12 protein-coding genes are annotated in these 13,249 nt (G+C 38.6%); 4 read left to right on the top strand and 8 right to left on the bottom strand.

Translation table 11 applies throughout. The features are described from left to right. Positions 1 to 537: a 3H domain-containing protein gene (locus tag AC1FXZ_RS12060; protein WP_480053921.1), complete on the top strand. Its 537-nt coding sequence runs from the start codon at positions 1 to 3 to the stop codon at positions 535 to 537. Positions 538 to 608: 71 nt separating this feature from the next. On the opposite strand, the gene pheA is transcribed toward AC1FXZ_RS12060, so the two are convergent. From pheA to AC1FXZ_RS12040, 4 genes are all read right to left on the bottom strand, one after another. Further along, positions 609 to 1,475, bottom strand: a complete 867-nt coding sequence (gene pheA, locus AC1FXZ_RS12055) for a prephenate dehydratase (RefSeq protein WP_480053920.1) — start codon at positions 1,473 to 1,475, stop codon at positions 609 to 611. A gap of 15 nt (positions 1,476 to 1,490) precedes the next feature. Continuing rightward, positions 1,491 to 1,937, bottom strand: a complete 447-nt coding sequence (locus tag AC1FXZ_RS12050; protein ID WP_480053918.1) for an ACT domain-containing protein — start codon at positions 1,935 to 1,937, stop codon at positions 1,491 to 1,493. Between the two features lie 144 nt (positions 1,938 to 2,081). Beyond that, entirely contained in the window at positions 2,082 to 3,365 is a 1,284-nt protein-coding gene (obgE, locus tag AC1FXZ_RS12045) for a GTPase ObgE (protein WP_480053916.1), read from the bottom strand. Between the two features lie 10 nt (positions 3,366 to 3,375). Further along, positions 3,376 to 3,909 carry a Spo0B C-terminal domain-containing protein gene (locus AC1FXZ_RS12040; RefSeq protein ID WP_480053914.1) on the bottom strand — a complete coding sequence of 178 codons (534 nt, stop codon included), beginning with the start codon at positions 3,907 to 3,909 and terminating at the stop codon, positions 3,376 to 3,378. A 311-nt stretch (positions 3,910 to 4,220) separates the two neighbouring features. On the opposite strand from AC1FXZ_RS12040, the gene AC1FXZ_RS12035 reads away from it, so the two are divergent. From AC1FXZ_RS12035 to AC1FXZ_RS12025, 3 genes are read left to right on the top strand one after another with little or no spacing between them, the layout of a single operon-like run. Beyond that, positions 4,221 to 5,066 (top strand): ABC transporter ATP-binding protein, encoded by an 846-nt coding sequence (locus tag AC1FXZ_RS12035; protein ID WP_480053912.1) that lies wholly within the window; start codon positions 4,221 to 4,223, stop codon positions 5,064 to 5,066. Then, positions 4,999 to 5,754: an ABC transporter permease gene (locus AC1FXZ_RS12030; protein ID WP_480053910.1), complete on the top strand. Its 756-nt coding sequence runs from the start codon at positions 4,999 to 5,001 to the stop codon at positions 5,752 to 5,754. The genes AC1FXZ_RS12035 and AC1FXZ_RS12030 overlap by 68 nt, the downstream gene beginning before the upstream one ends. Before the next feature lie 45 nt (positions 5,755 to 5,799). After that, positions 5,800 to 6,807 (top strand): aliphatic sulfonate ABC transporter substrate-binding protein, encoded by a 1,008-nt coding sequence (locus tag AC1FXZ_RS12025; RefSeq protein WP_480053908.1) that lies wholly within the window; start codon positions 5,800 to 5,802, stop codon positions 6,805 to 6,807. A gap of 72 nt (positions 6,808 to 6,879) precedes the next feature. On the opposite strand, the gene hemY is transcribed toward AC1FXZ_RS12025, so the two are convergent. The 4 genes from hemY to AC1FXZ_RS12005 form a co-directional block, all read right to left on the bottom strand. Then, on the bottom strand, positions 6,880 to 8,277 hold the full coding sequence (hemY, locus tag AC1FXZ_RS12020; protein WP_480053906.1) for a protoporphyrinogen oxidase: 1,398 nt from the start codon (positions 8,275 to 8,277) through the stop codon (positions 6,880 to 6,882). Then, a complete protein-coding gene (gene hemH, locus AC1FXZ_RS12015) occupies positions 8,277 to 9,215 on the bottom strand; it encodes a ferrochelatase (RefSeq protein WP_480053904.1) in 939 nt (312 codons plus the stop codon). The genes hemY and hemH overlap by 1 nt, the downstream gene beginning before the upstream one ends. Before the next feature lie 14 nt (positions 9,216 to 9,229). Next, the gene (gene hemE, locus AC1FXZ_RS12010; protein ID WP_480053902.1) at positions 9,230 to 10,270 is read right to left on the bottom strand and encodes a uroporphyrinogen decarboxylase; all 1,041 of its coding nucleotides are present in this window, start codon (positions 10,268 to 10,270) and stop codon (positions 9,230 to 9,232) included. A 344-nt stretch (positions 10,271 to 10,614) separates the two neighbouring features. After that, the gene (locus AC1FXZ_RS12005) at positions 10,615 to 12,759 is read right to left on the bottom strand and encodes a transglycosylase domain-containing protein (protein WP_480053900.1); all 2,145 of its coding nucleotides are present in this window, start codon (positions 12,757 to 12,759) and stop codon (positions 10,615 to 10,617) included. Positions 12,760 to 13,249 lie beyond the last annotated feature (490 nt).

Genomic DNA, 13,249 nt, shown 5'->3' with positions numbered 1-13,249 from the left:
GTGAATGACGAAAAAAAAATATTAGGTGAAAAAAGAAGAGAATTCATTATTAAATGGTTAACAGACCATGATGAACCTTTAACTGGCAGTGAATTAGCGAAGCGTGCTAATGTAAGTCGACAAGTGATCGTTCAAGATATATCGATATTAAAAGCTAAAAAGCACCCGATTATTGCTACTGCACAAGGATACATCTACATGAAACATAATCCATCTCCGAGAGTTTCAAAGATTATCGCCTGCAAACATTCACCTGACCATACAAAAGAAGAACTCTTTATTTTAGTAGATCATGGTGTTACAGTACAACAGGTGATTGTCGAACATGCTATTTATGGTGAAATTAGCGCTTCACTTATGCTATCAACTCGACTAGACGTCGAAACTTTTTGTAACAAACTTGAGCGAACTCAATCTTCCTTACTTTCTGAATTAACAGATGGTGTCCACCTACATGTAATTGAAGCTGATAACAAAGCCAAAATTGATGCAGCTGTGAATGCGTTAAATGAGAAAGGCTTTATACTAAATGATTAAAAAGTAACCAGCAAACACTACTGTTGCTTCGACAAACAAGACCAGCCAAAAGTGGCCTGGTCTGTTTGTCTTTATGCATTCACTTTGCTTTTTGCTAGGTTGTAGCATGGGTAGCTTCCGAGTATTTCTACACCACAACCAAGTGCTTCTAATTCAGATTTCACACCTGGAATGAGGACATCGTCCATTATCCCTTCAACATCAATAATAAAGAAGTAATTACCTAAACCTGTTTTTGTTGGCCTTGATTCAATTTTCGTTAAATTGAGCTTTCTCCAAGAAAAAGCAGATAACACTTGGTGCAAGGCCCCTGAATAATCTGAAGGCAACGTTACCATCAATGTTGTTTTATCTTCTACATGATTCCCTTTGCTAAAGGTTATTTTAGTGGATTCTTTGCTTAGTACAACAAAGCTCGTTCGATTATTAGTGAAATCATGTATATTTTTATGTGCAGTATTTAATTTATATTCTTCGGCTGCTATTTCATTCGCTATCGCAGCGATAGGTAATTCAGGGTTGTTCTTGACATATTCAGCTGCAGCTCCTGTCGAATTCATATATTCCCATTCAGCCTCTGGGTAATGCTTTAATAAAAAATCATGACATTGAGCTATTGCATGAGGATGAGAGATCACTTTCTCAACCTTTATCTCCTCTGGCTTATCCGGATTAAGAAGGAAATGCTGTTCGATTGGTACAGTAATCCCTCCAACAATCGGAAGCCTTTGCTTATGAATTAAGTAATCTAACGTAAGATTAACAGAACCTTCTATTGCATTTTCAATAGGGACAACCGCGACTGTGATTTCTCCCTCTTTAACCGCATCCATACATGATGGAATTGTTCGATATGGAATAAATTCTCCCTGTTCAAATAAACCTCTAGCCGCCATTTCTGTAAAGGTACCCTTTGGACCTAAAAATCCAATTTTCAATGTGAAAACTCCTTTCTACGAACCAGTACCAACTAGTTCAACCTTTTCTACGACATCTAATCCTTCAAGCCAATCCATTAACTGATTTAAATCAAGTTGCATTGGGGCTGTATCTATTGATAATGACATATGCGCTCTTCCTTGCAAAGGAATCGTCTGATTGATCGTTAATACATTGGCACCTGTCTCTGCCACTTTACCTAATAATTGCGAAAGAGACCCAGAACGATCGACTAAAATAATTGATAATGTAATGATTTTTTCTTTAATCACCTTATGAAAAGGAAAGATCCCATCTTTATATTTATAAAAAGCACTTCGGCTTAGCCCAACTTTATTGACAGCTTCATTAATCTTTTTCACTTTTCCTAGTTCAAGAAGCTCTTTTGCTGCCAGTGTTTTTTCCATCGCATCAGTAAGCATATCCTCTCGAACAAGATAAAATGACTTCCTAGATTCCATTCCATATTCACCTTCTTTCAACGAAGAGCTATACTCATTATAAAATTGGCGAAACCTTTTGACAACAAGAAATGTCTTTATACAATGAAAAGCTGTCTCTTCCAAAGAGACAGCTTTTCCTCGGTGGTATTGCAGAATTTGAAATTAATCAATAAATTCAAATTCAAATTTCATGATTCTTACTAAGTCGCCATCTTTAGCTCCTCTTTCACGAAGAGCCTCATCAACACCCATTCCTCGCATTTGTCTAGCAAATCGTTTAACTGATTCATCACGAGAAAAATCGGTCATTTTAAACAAGCGTTCAAGCTCAGCACCAGAAAGTACAAATGCACCATCGTCAGCTCTCGTTATTGTAAAAGGTACCTCTGTTTTCTCATGACGATAGACAACACGCGTTGAATCTTCCGTTTCTTCATGCAGAGGGAACTCTGGTGTTTCCTCAATCTTATTAGCAACGGTAATTAAAAGGTCACGAAGTCCTTGTTTCGTAACAGCTGAAACCGGAAAGACAGGGTATTCTTCATTCAATTTTTCTTTGAACACCCGTAAGTTTTCTTCTGCTTCTGGCATATCCATTTTATTAGCGACAACAACTTGTGGTCGCTCGAGTAAACGGAGATTGTATTGCTTAAGCTCATCATTAATCATTAGAAAATCCTCGTATGGGTCTCGACCTTCTAATGCAGACATATCTATTACATGTACAATGACTCTCGTTCGTTCAATATGTCTTAAAAACTGATGACCTAATCCAACACCTTGATGTGCGCCTTCAATCAAACCTGGTAAATCAGCCATGACAAAACTACGACTATCTTCTGTCTCGACAACCCCTAAATTAGGCGTGATCGTTGTGAAATGATAATCTGCAATTTTGGGTTTCGCTGCAGATACGATCGAGAGCAAGGTTGACTTACCTACACTTGGAAAACCAACTAATCCTACATCAGCAAGTACTTTCAATTCTAGTACCACATCACGTTCTTGACCAGGTTCCCCATTTTCAGCAATATCAGGAGCAGGGTTAACAGGTGTAGCAAAGCGAGTGTTACCTCTTCCACCACGCCCCCCTTTTGCAATTACAGCTCGTTGCCCATGCTTGGTCAAATCAGCAATTATTTGACCAGTCGCATCATCTATTACGGTCGTACCTGGTGGAACTTTGACAACCATATCTTCTGAGTTTTTCCCATGTTGGTTTTTTGGCCTACCGTGTTCACCTCTTGGTGCTTTGAAATGACGCTTATAACGAAAATCCATCAACGTTCGTAGCCCTTCCTCTACTTCAAAAACAACGCTAGCTCCTCGTCCACCATCGCCTCCAGCTGGACCACCATCTGGAACGTATTTCTCTCTACGGTAAGAAACTTGGCCATTGCCCCCGTCCCCACCTTTTACATAAACTTTCACCTTATCAACAAACATTCTACTCACCTCAACTTCTTGCAAAACTAGCAGTTAATACACATTCATCGTTTCTCAATTCAACTAGCTTTACATCTGGCTCCCAATCAGAAATAAATTGATGCCATTCTTCTCTTTTCATTTGTAACATTCCTTGAAAATCAAAAGTTATTTTGCATTCTTCATCTGTAAATAAAAATGTAACAAGCAAATGATTTTCTGATTCTGTCGAACTCTCTTCTGTTAGTTTCTCCGTAATTTGCTCACATAATCGTAACAAACGAACTTCTTCCTTTTTAAGAGAAAAAACTTCACCCGCTACATCTATTTCTAATTTCACTTTACTGCTGAACCAATTATACGTTAAAAGAAAATAAACCACATCAGTAGCTTGTATTTCTGAAATTTTGCTCTCACAAATTGATTGTTGTGTCACCTGATCTATAATCTCTTCAATGCGATCGTATCGTCCAAGTGCTAAATTCCCTTTTATTAACTGCATAACGTTCAACCAATCATGACGCGTTTGCCTAAGCGCCATTAAGACATCTAATTGGCTAGCCATTTCAGTCTCTCCCTTGCGTTAGTAAAAAATTAAGATTCGATCATGTCAATTACATGGCTTATCTTACCACAAAGTAACCCAAGTACATAGAAAAAGGTCGATTTTCACCTTTTTGCCTAGATTAAGACCTTACTCTTAAGTATAGTAGAAAGGATGCCTCTTAACTAAACCAGACATAATCCTCACTAACCGACTCGGAAATGTAAGAAAACGATTGACAGATCCATCTGATGAAAATATACTAAGAACATCTAAAACCAACTAAAATGATATGAATTACTAATTATTGTATGTCAGCAAGGAGGGGTACTATGTCAGAAGTTAAAATCGAAAATGTCGGAAAGACATTTGAAAATAAACAAGAACAAACTTCCTATACTGTTTTTGACAACATTGATTTACATGTAAAGTCAGGCGAGTTCGTTTCATTGTTAGGGCCATCCGGTTGTGGTAAATCAACGTTATTAAATATTATTGCTGGTTTGGATCAAGCAAGCAAAGGAACGGTATTAGTAGGAGAGCGTAAAGTAAAAGGTCCTGGTGTTGATCGAGGTGTAGTCTTCCAAGAAGCTGCTCTTATGCCATGGATGACAGTCCTCGAAAATGTTATGTTTTCTATCAAAAAAAGATATAGCAAAAAAGAAGCTAGAAAAAAAGCAATTGATTATCTGAAACTGGTACATCTTAGTAAATTCATTGATTCTTATCCACATGAGTTATCTGGTGGGATGAAACAGCGTGTATCCATTGCACGTGCACTAGCGATGGATCCTGAAGTCCTTCTTATGGATGAACCATTTGGAGCTTTAGATGAGCAAACACGCTCCATGCTCCATAAGGAAGTTCAATTTATTTGGGAACAAACAGGAAAAACGATTATTTTTGTTACCCATAACATACGTGAATCTATATTACTATCAGATCGAATTGTATTAATGGGTGTTAGACCAGGTGGGATTCTAAATATTTTTGATGTTCCCCTAACTCGCCCAAGAAAACCCTCTGACGATTCATTTGCTGAATTGGAGGAAGAAATCAGCAAGCAATTAGCTGGTGAAATTGAAAAAGTAATGAAGGAGGAAATGGGTGATGATTACCATAGTCAGAAGGCTACTCTTCTTTACAGCTCTCATCGCGATATGGGAGATAATATATAGATTGGATGTCTTTGGAACAAGAATGTTTCCATCTCCCCTCCTCTCTTTCGTTGAGTTGTATAAAGGTTTTTTCGAAACAGGGATCTTAACAGCTGCCCTGACAACGAGTTTGGGACGTATTGGACTCGGGTTTGCCCTTGCAATTATTATCGGAGCACTTCTTGGTATTATCTTAGCTACTTCAAAAGTTGCCGATGAAACGCTTGGCTCTCTTGTAATTGCCTTACAGTCCGTTCCAAGTATTGTTTGGCTCCCATTAGCACTTGTCATGTTCCAAGGTGGTAATACTGCTATTTTATTCGTTATTATTCTTGGTGGAACGTGGCCGATGACGATGAATGTTCGGATGGGGATTAAAAACGTCCAACCTCTTCTTATTAGAGCAGCTCGAACAATGGGGTACAAAGGCTATGAATTAATTTGGAAAGTAATGATCCCAGCTTCCATTCCTTCTGCTCTAACTGGTGTACGTTTATCATGGGCATTTGGTTGGCGTGCGCTAATGGCTGCAGAGTTGCTTGGAAGTGGTGGTCTAGGTCGAACATTACTAGATGCACGTGACTTCTTTAACATGGAACTTGTTATTGCTATTATGATTATTATTGCTGTTATTGGTCTCATTGTAGAATATTGTATTTTTAATCCGATTGAGCGCAAAGTACTTAGCCGTTGGGGCTATGCAAAATAAGCAACTGTAGTTAATTAGGTAATTTTTAAAAAAGGGGAGATCATGATGAAAAAATGGTTAAAAGCAACCGGTATCGCCTTAGTTATTGGTACATTAACGGCATGTGGTGCAGGCAGTACAAGTGGTTCAGACGCAGATAGTGATGTTAAAATCGGCTATTTTCCAAACCTTGACCACGCTGCTGCTATTGTCGGCAAGGAAAAGGGTTATTTTGATGATGAATTAGGAGAAAGAGGTGCTCAATATACTCACTATCCTAATGGGAATGACTTTATCGAGGCACTTGAAACGGGCAACTTAGATATTGGTTATGTTGGACCTGGTCCAGCTATTAACTACTTCTTAACAGGTGGAGATATCGTTGTCCTTGGCGCTGCTGCAAATGGCGCAACGCTTATCGTTTCTCGTGAAGATTCTGGAATTAAATCACTCGATGATTTTGATGGAAAATCATTTTGTACTCCTGGAAATGGATGCACACACAATGTTCAACTTGAGATGATGTTAAAAGAAATTGGTCTTGAATCAAACCGTGTAGGTGGGACAGTTGAACACCAATCACGTATTGCACCAGCAAATATGGTAGCTATGTTCGAGCAAGGACAAATTGATGCAGCTGCAGCTCCAGAGCCTTGGGGAACCTACCTTGTTGAAGAGCTTAATGCCAATGTTGTAACAGAGTGGAACAATGTGTTTTTAGGTGAAGAATTAGCAAGTGTTGTTGTCGTTACGTCAAAACGCTTCTTAGAAGAAAATCCGGAAGCTGTAGATGCTGTCTTGCGTGGGCATAAGCAAGCTGTAGACTATACTCAAGAAAATACAGAAGATACGTTAAATACCATTAATGATCATCTATATGATTTAACACAGAACCGTTTACCGGAAACAGTTTTAGAAAATGCTTGGGAGCGTATGGCCGTTACAACAGAAACTCACCCAGAAGCATTACAAGCTTGGGCAGACGCTTCATATGAGTTGAAATTTATGGATAAAGATCCTAACCTAGATGGATTTGTAGACACATCTCGTCTTGATAACATTTTAAATGATTAAGCGAAAAAGCCCGCTCAAATATTTTGAGCGGGCTTTTTCTATAGTGTTGTCATTTTGACCTAAGACAGGAACTTAATTTCCTAAAATTTTATCAACAGTCGCTTCACCTTGGTTAATACAGTCTGGTAAGCCTATTCCTTCATAGCCTCCACCAGCTAGGTAAAGCCCTGGTAAGTTACGTGCAATATCCTCTTTAATTTTCTCCATCTTATATGTGTGACCAACATTATATTGTGGCATTGACTCTTGCCAACGCTTTATGAAGAAAAATTCAGGCTCTCCTTCGATCGTCATCATTTGTTTTAAATCATATAGAACCGCACTTAATATTTCTTCATCCGATCGTGAAACAATTGCAGAATCTCCTGCTCTTCCTACATAAGCACGAAGCAAAGCATAGCCTTCTGGAGCCGAATGTGCCCACTTTTTATCTGTCCATGTACAAGCAGTAATTGTATGATTACTTTTTTTCGATACAACAAAACCTGTTCCTTGATGATCATTCTTTATATGATCTTGTTTATACGCCATCGCCACTGTCGCTACAGTAGTTGCTTCCATTTCACTTAAATACGCAAAGTATGGATAATCACGTAAAAGGTCAGCTGTGACTTTTGGGGGTGTAGTGATAATCACATCATCATATACAGCTGTCTCACCATTTGAAAATCGCAGTTGAAACTCGCTACCTTGCTTCAGTATTTGAACCAGACCACTCTTTTTATGAATAGAATCCGACTCTAACTGTGCTTCAATAGCATCTACAAATGATTGCAATCCATTGCGAAAGCTTAGAAACATTCCTTTTTTCTTACCTGTTTCTTTTTTGGGTTTTGCCCCCGGACGTTTCATCCCCCGAATTAAACTTCCATGCTTTTGTTCAACTTGTTGAAAGTGAGGAAAAGTAGCCTTCAAACTTAGTTTATCGATATCACCCGCATAGATTCCAGATAGTAGTGGATCGATCAAACTATCGACTACATCATTTCCAAGTCTGCGACGGAAAAAATGACCTAAAGAAATATCCTCATCTTTTGAAGTGATTCTAGGATAGAAAAAATCTCCTGCAGCACGCAACTTGCCTATCGGTGATAATAAACGAGTGTAAATAAACGGCTTAATTTCAGTCGGAATACCCATGATCGCTCCACCCGGAATCGGATAAAGTTTTTCACCTTTTAACACATATGACTGGCCCGTATCATTAGAAATAAGGTCACTTTCTAGCCCAACCTCTTTTGCAAGTCTTGTCATACTGTCTTTACGGGCTAAATAAGAATCAGGGCCAAGCTCAATTAAGAAGCCATTCTCACGCTTTGTTTCGATTTTTCCACCTAATTTTTCATCCTTCTCAAAAAGGTCGTAAGTGAGGTTGGCACCAGAGGCCTTTGCTTTTTCAAGCTTATGTGCTGCTGCGAGACCCGTAATGCCACCACCTATAACTGCTATCCTTTTTTCTTTACGTTCCACTAGCCTTCACTACTCTCTGCAAGCTTTTTTCTTACAACCGTTGCTAAACATTGAAGAAATTCCGGTTTTGCATTCGGCATTTCAGGACGATAGTAGTTAATACCAAGTTCATCAGTCACAACCTTACATTCAACATCATTATCATAAAGAACCTCTAAATGATCAGCAACAAACCCCACTGGGCAATAAACCATCGATGTATAACCATGCTCTTTATAAAGATCTCTTGTTAAATCTTGAACATCTGGGCCAAGCCAAGGATCTGGCGTGTTTCCTTCACTTTGCCACCCAATTGTGTAATGATTAATTCCAGCTTTTTTTGCGATTAAATCTGCGGTTTTTTGCAATTGTTCTGGATAAGGGTCACCCATTTCCTTGATTTTTTCAGGTAAGCTATGTGCCGAAAAAATCACACAGGACTTATCTTTATCTTCTATTTTTTCAAACGTTTTCTTCACTTGTTTAACCCAGTATTCAATAAATGAAGGTTCATCGTACCAACTATCAACGCTATAAATCTTCGGGCCATCGACGTTTTCTGACTCTTTTTGCGCACGTCCATTGTATGACTTTACACTATATGTAGAAAAGTGAGGTGCTAACACTAGACTGACAGCTTCTTGGATACCATCTTCTTTCATTTGTTTCACTGCATCCTCAATAAAAGGATCAATATGCTTTAAACCTAGATAAGCCTTAAATTCTACATCCTCAAATTCACTATTTAGTTGCTTTTCAAGTCCAAATGCTTGATCCTCAGTAATCTTTGATAATGGGCTTATCCCACCAATCGCTTCATAACGCTCTGTGAGATCTTTCAGCGCTTCTTCTGAAGGCTTTCTTCCTCTGCGAATATGAGTATAATACGGTTCAATTTCTTCTTTCTTTCTCGGTGTACCATATGCCATTACAAGTAGGCCGATTTTTTTCTTCGTCATGTTTTCACCTCAAATTACAACTTGTTCATTGAATAATCGTGTACAAACGCTGTTAACTTCTTTAGTGTTTCAGGTTTGACCTCTGGAAATACTCCATGCCCTAAGTTAAAGATAAAGTTTGAACTTTTCATTCCTTGGTCTAGGATCGCTCTTGCACGTTCTTCAATAACATCCCATGGAGCTAATAAAATGGCCGGGTCAAGGTTCCCCTGTACGGTCTTTTTAATCCCTAAGTCTCTAGCTTCCTGAACTGACAAGCGCCAATCAAGTCCAACAACATCAAGTGGCAAATCGTTCCATTCATTTGCTAGATGAGTTGCTCCGACTCCAAACATAATTAATGGAACATTTGTTTGTTTTAATTCAGTAAATATACGATTCATAATCGGTTTTACAAACATACGATAATCAGCAACATTTAAAGCTCCCACCCATGAATCAAAGATCTGTATCGCTTGAGCTCCTGCAGCTATTTGTGCTTTCACATATGTAATGGTCATTTCACCAAGTTTATCCATTAACAAATGCCAAGCTTCAGGTTCGGCATACATAAAGGCTTTTGTTTTATTGTAATTTTTAGAAGGTCCACCTTCAATCATATAACTCGCTAAGGTAAATGGAGCACCTCCAAACCCGATTAATGGAACTGTTAATTGCTCACGAAGTAATTTAATGGTATCTAACACGTAAGCAATATCGTCTTCAGGATTAATCTTCCCTAATCCCTCGACATCTTTCAACGATTGAATAGGATTATCAATAACTGGACCAATTCCTGACTTGATCTCAACATCTACACCAATTGCTGGTAATGGTGTCATAATATCCTTATACAAGATTGCTGCATCATTGTTGTATTGATCAACGGGTAACTTAGTCACATAAGCACATAACTCCGGCTGATGTGTAATTTCAAAAAGCGAGTATTTTTCTTTTATCTTCCTATATTCGGGTTGTGATCTACCTGCTTGTCTCATATACCATACAGGCACATGGTCATGAGTCTCTCCTCTACAAGCTTTTAAAAAGGTATCGTTAAATGTACGTTGATTCATTCTGCCACTCCTTCTTACTTAACTAAAGTTAGTGCATAGTTATTAATTTTAAACACGCTATTACCTATTCTACTCGAATACGTTTTGAAATGCATTTTTATTCAACTTTAACTATAATGACCGAATTATGCCCTGTATAGCCAATAATCTAAACTGTCATAAATTTGATGAATGTTACCGTGAGATCGGTTGTAAATTTGCTGTCGATAACGCTGCGATTATGAAAGATGTGTACACTCCATTTAAAATATGTGGATAAAAGATCGACTCTTTCATTAATCTAACTTACTATCTCAACAATAGATAACAGACAGAGGTGTCTTAGACCTTTCTAAGACACCCTTTTAATGAATACCAAACTGAAATTTCACTTCTGCTACATTAGAAGGATCTCCTTCTTGTTTTCTAGTTGTATCATATGGAACAACCTCAAATTCCCTTGTAGAGAACGGGTTGGAGCTGCTAATAAAATATTGCGTTTGTCCAACAACTGTTGCGAGGTGTTCCTTTCCTTCATCAGTCTTCTCATAAATATGATAGTAAATTCTCTCATCATCATATCCACCCCAATTGAGAAGAATACTTGCTAATCCCCGTCCTCCCATAGAAAAAGTAGCTGTTAAATCAGTAATTTCCGGAAGTTCAACAGGTGGGGGAAGTTCTTCAGCCACACCGGGTTTCACAAAAGCTGTATTACGCATTGAGCTAGGCAACTCATTAGCGATATCTTTAAACAATACAGTCGGGTAGGCACTTCCACCTTGAAGGTATCTTTCTGTTGATGTAACATCATATCCCATCCATACAGTCCCCACAACATTTGGCGTGTAACCTACAAACCAGGCATCCATCACGCCTCCTTCAACTTCCGGGTAAGACGTTGTCCCTGTTTTCCCTGCTAAAGAAGTATCGAATTCACCTATACTAGCAGTCCCACTTTTGACAACTGACTCAAGCATTCTTGTTATATACCAAGCAGTCTGAGGAGTTATCACTTTTTCTCTCAACCTATTTTGAGCAGGTAACTCTTGTCCGTTCTCATCATAAATTGCTTCTATAAAGTAAGGGGAAATTCTTTCACCTTCATGGGCAAAAGTTCTATACGCAGCAGCTAGTTCAAGTGGAGTAACCCCTTCTGTCATTCCACCTAATGCAATGGCCAAGCCACTGTCTTCTGTTTCAATACCAAAACGTGATAAAGCTTGAACAGATTCATCGATTCCTATTTCATTAAGCAGCCAAACTGCCGGCGCATTAGATGAATGAGTTATCGCGTCATACATCGTTATTTCCCCAGTATACGCTCCATCATAGTTCCTTGGTGTATAACCATCGTAATCAATTAATTCATCCACCAGTAATGAATAGGGGTGATAATAACCTTGTTCAAGGGCAGGAGCAAACACAGCTAGTGGTTTAATAGTAGAACCAGGTTGACGCTTTACATTTACTCTATTTATCCCTTTTCTAACGTATTCTCTTCCACCTTGAACAGCTATCACTCCACCTGTTTGATTATCAAGCAGAACGATCGCTGCCTCTGCATCATGATTAGCATCAGGAAAATACTCATCATCCTGCATTTTATGAAAGGTTAGTTCTTGAACTTCTTTATTCATTGGAACGATAATCTGATAGCCCCCTGTTAACACCTCTTCATTCGTCAAATGATACCTTTCTCGGGCTTCATCCAGTACCATATCAATATAGGTCAAATATGCCTCATTTTCCGAGATTTTATTATGATCAACAACAACAGTTTTTCCACGTAAGTGCTTTGCCTTTTCGGCACTTAAACTATTTTGTCTCTCCATTAAAGTCAATACAAGATCTCGCCTTTGTTTGCTTCTGTCAGGATTCGTAATTGGCGAATACGAGTTAGGCGCTTTTGGCAAGCCGGCTAGTAACGCACCTTCTTCTACAGATAACTCTTGTACATCTTTGTTAAAATACATTTTTGAAGCTGCCTGAATCCCATAAGCACCATGCCCAAAATAAATGCGGTTCAAATACATTTCTAATATTTCATTTTTACTGTATCTTCGTTCTAAATTCATAGCAATGAGAACTTCCTTTGTTTTTCTAAGAACTGTTTTCTCATTCGTTAGAAAGACATTTTTCGCAAGTTGTTGAGTAATTGTACTTCCCCCTTCAACCTTTGCACCTGCTAATATGTCTCGATATAACGCTCTACCAATTGATCTAGGATCTATCCCTTGATGTTCATAGAAGCGATTATCTTCTACAGAAATAAATGCTTGTTGGACATGCTCAGGTATATCATGAATTGAGACAAGCTCTCTATTTTCAACAAAAAGTTGGGTAAGAACTTCTCCTTGCTGATTAACAAGTGAAGTTGTTCTATTCATTACAAGTTTTTGATCATCAATGACAAAATTTCCAACTAGTAAAATAAGAAAATAAATAATAAATGACAAAAAGATAGCACCTACGATACTAGCTGAACTAATAATTAGTTTCTTTTTCACGCTACACCTCCTTGCTTCGAGTATATCAAAAAAAGGTATAAACCGAGACCGATAAAAAAGGGGGATTCCTTTTTCATCGGTCCTTAGGCAATGCGCAGAGCCGTTACCCTCTTTTAAAAGCCTGGCTAAGAGTGGGTTTCTCATAGAAAGGCGTGTAACGTGCGGAGCCATTGCGCTTCTTCGAGATACTTTTTCAGCGTCCTCGACAAACCTCCCTTTTTTCTCTTTTAAGGGGCGATGGTTCTCTCTGCTCGTCTCTATGAGAAACCCACTCATAGCGACTTAACACCTTGCAGAGGCTCGCTCATCGCTTCGAGTTTGTCAAAAAAGGTATAAACCGACCTTTTTTGTGATTATACGGCGATGGCTCTCTCTCTGCTCGTCTCTATGAGAAACCCACTCATAGCGACTTAACACCTTGCAGAGGCTCGCTCATCGCTTCGAGTTTGTCAAAAAAGGTATAAACCGACCTTTTTTGTGATTATACGGC

This window comes from Halalkalibacter sp. HAAS-P014 (assembly GCF_056619965.1).
This window is presented reverse-complemented; position numbering and strand designations above follow the sequence as displayed.

What these genes read in the sequence shown, in the direction of transcription:
- AC1FXZ_RS12050 (WP_480053918.1), bottom strand. Translation starts at nt 1,937, where the DNA reads ATGGAATCTAGGAAGTCATTTTATCTTGTTCGAGAGGATATGCTTACT.
- obgE (WP_480053916.1), bottom strand. Translation starts at nt 3,365, where the DNA reads ATGTTTGTTGATAAGGTGAAAGTTTATGTAAAAGGTGGGGACGGGGGC.
- AC1FXZ_RS12040 (WP_480053914.1), bottom strand. Translation starts at nt 3,909, where the DNA reads ATGGCTAGCCAATTAGATGTCTTAATGGCGCTTAGGCAAACGCGTCAT.
- AC1FXZ_RS12035 (WP_480053912.1), top strand. Translation starts at nt 4,221, where the DNA reads ATGTCAGAAGTTAAAATCGAAAATGTCGGAAAGACATTTGAAAATAAA.
- AC1FXZ_RS12030 (WP_480053910.1), top strand. Translation starts at nt 4,999, where the DNA reads ATGATTACCATAGTCAGAAGGCTACTCTTCTTTACAGCTCTCATCGCG.
- AC1FXZ_RS12025 (WP_480053908.1), top strand. Translation starts at nt 5,800, where the DNA reads ATGAAAAAATGGTTAAAAGCAACCGGTATCGCCTTAGTTATTGGTACA.
- hemH (WP_480053904.1), bottom strand. Translation starts at nt 9,215, where the DNA reads ATGACGAAGAAAAAAATCGGCCTACTTGTAATGGCATATGGTACACCG.
- hemE (WP_480053902.1), bottom strand. Translation starts at nt 10,270, where the DNA reads ATGAATCAACGTACATTTAACGATACCTTTTTAAAAGCTTGTAGAGGA.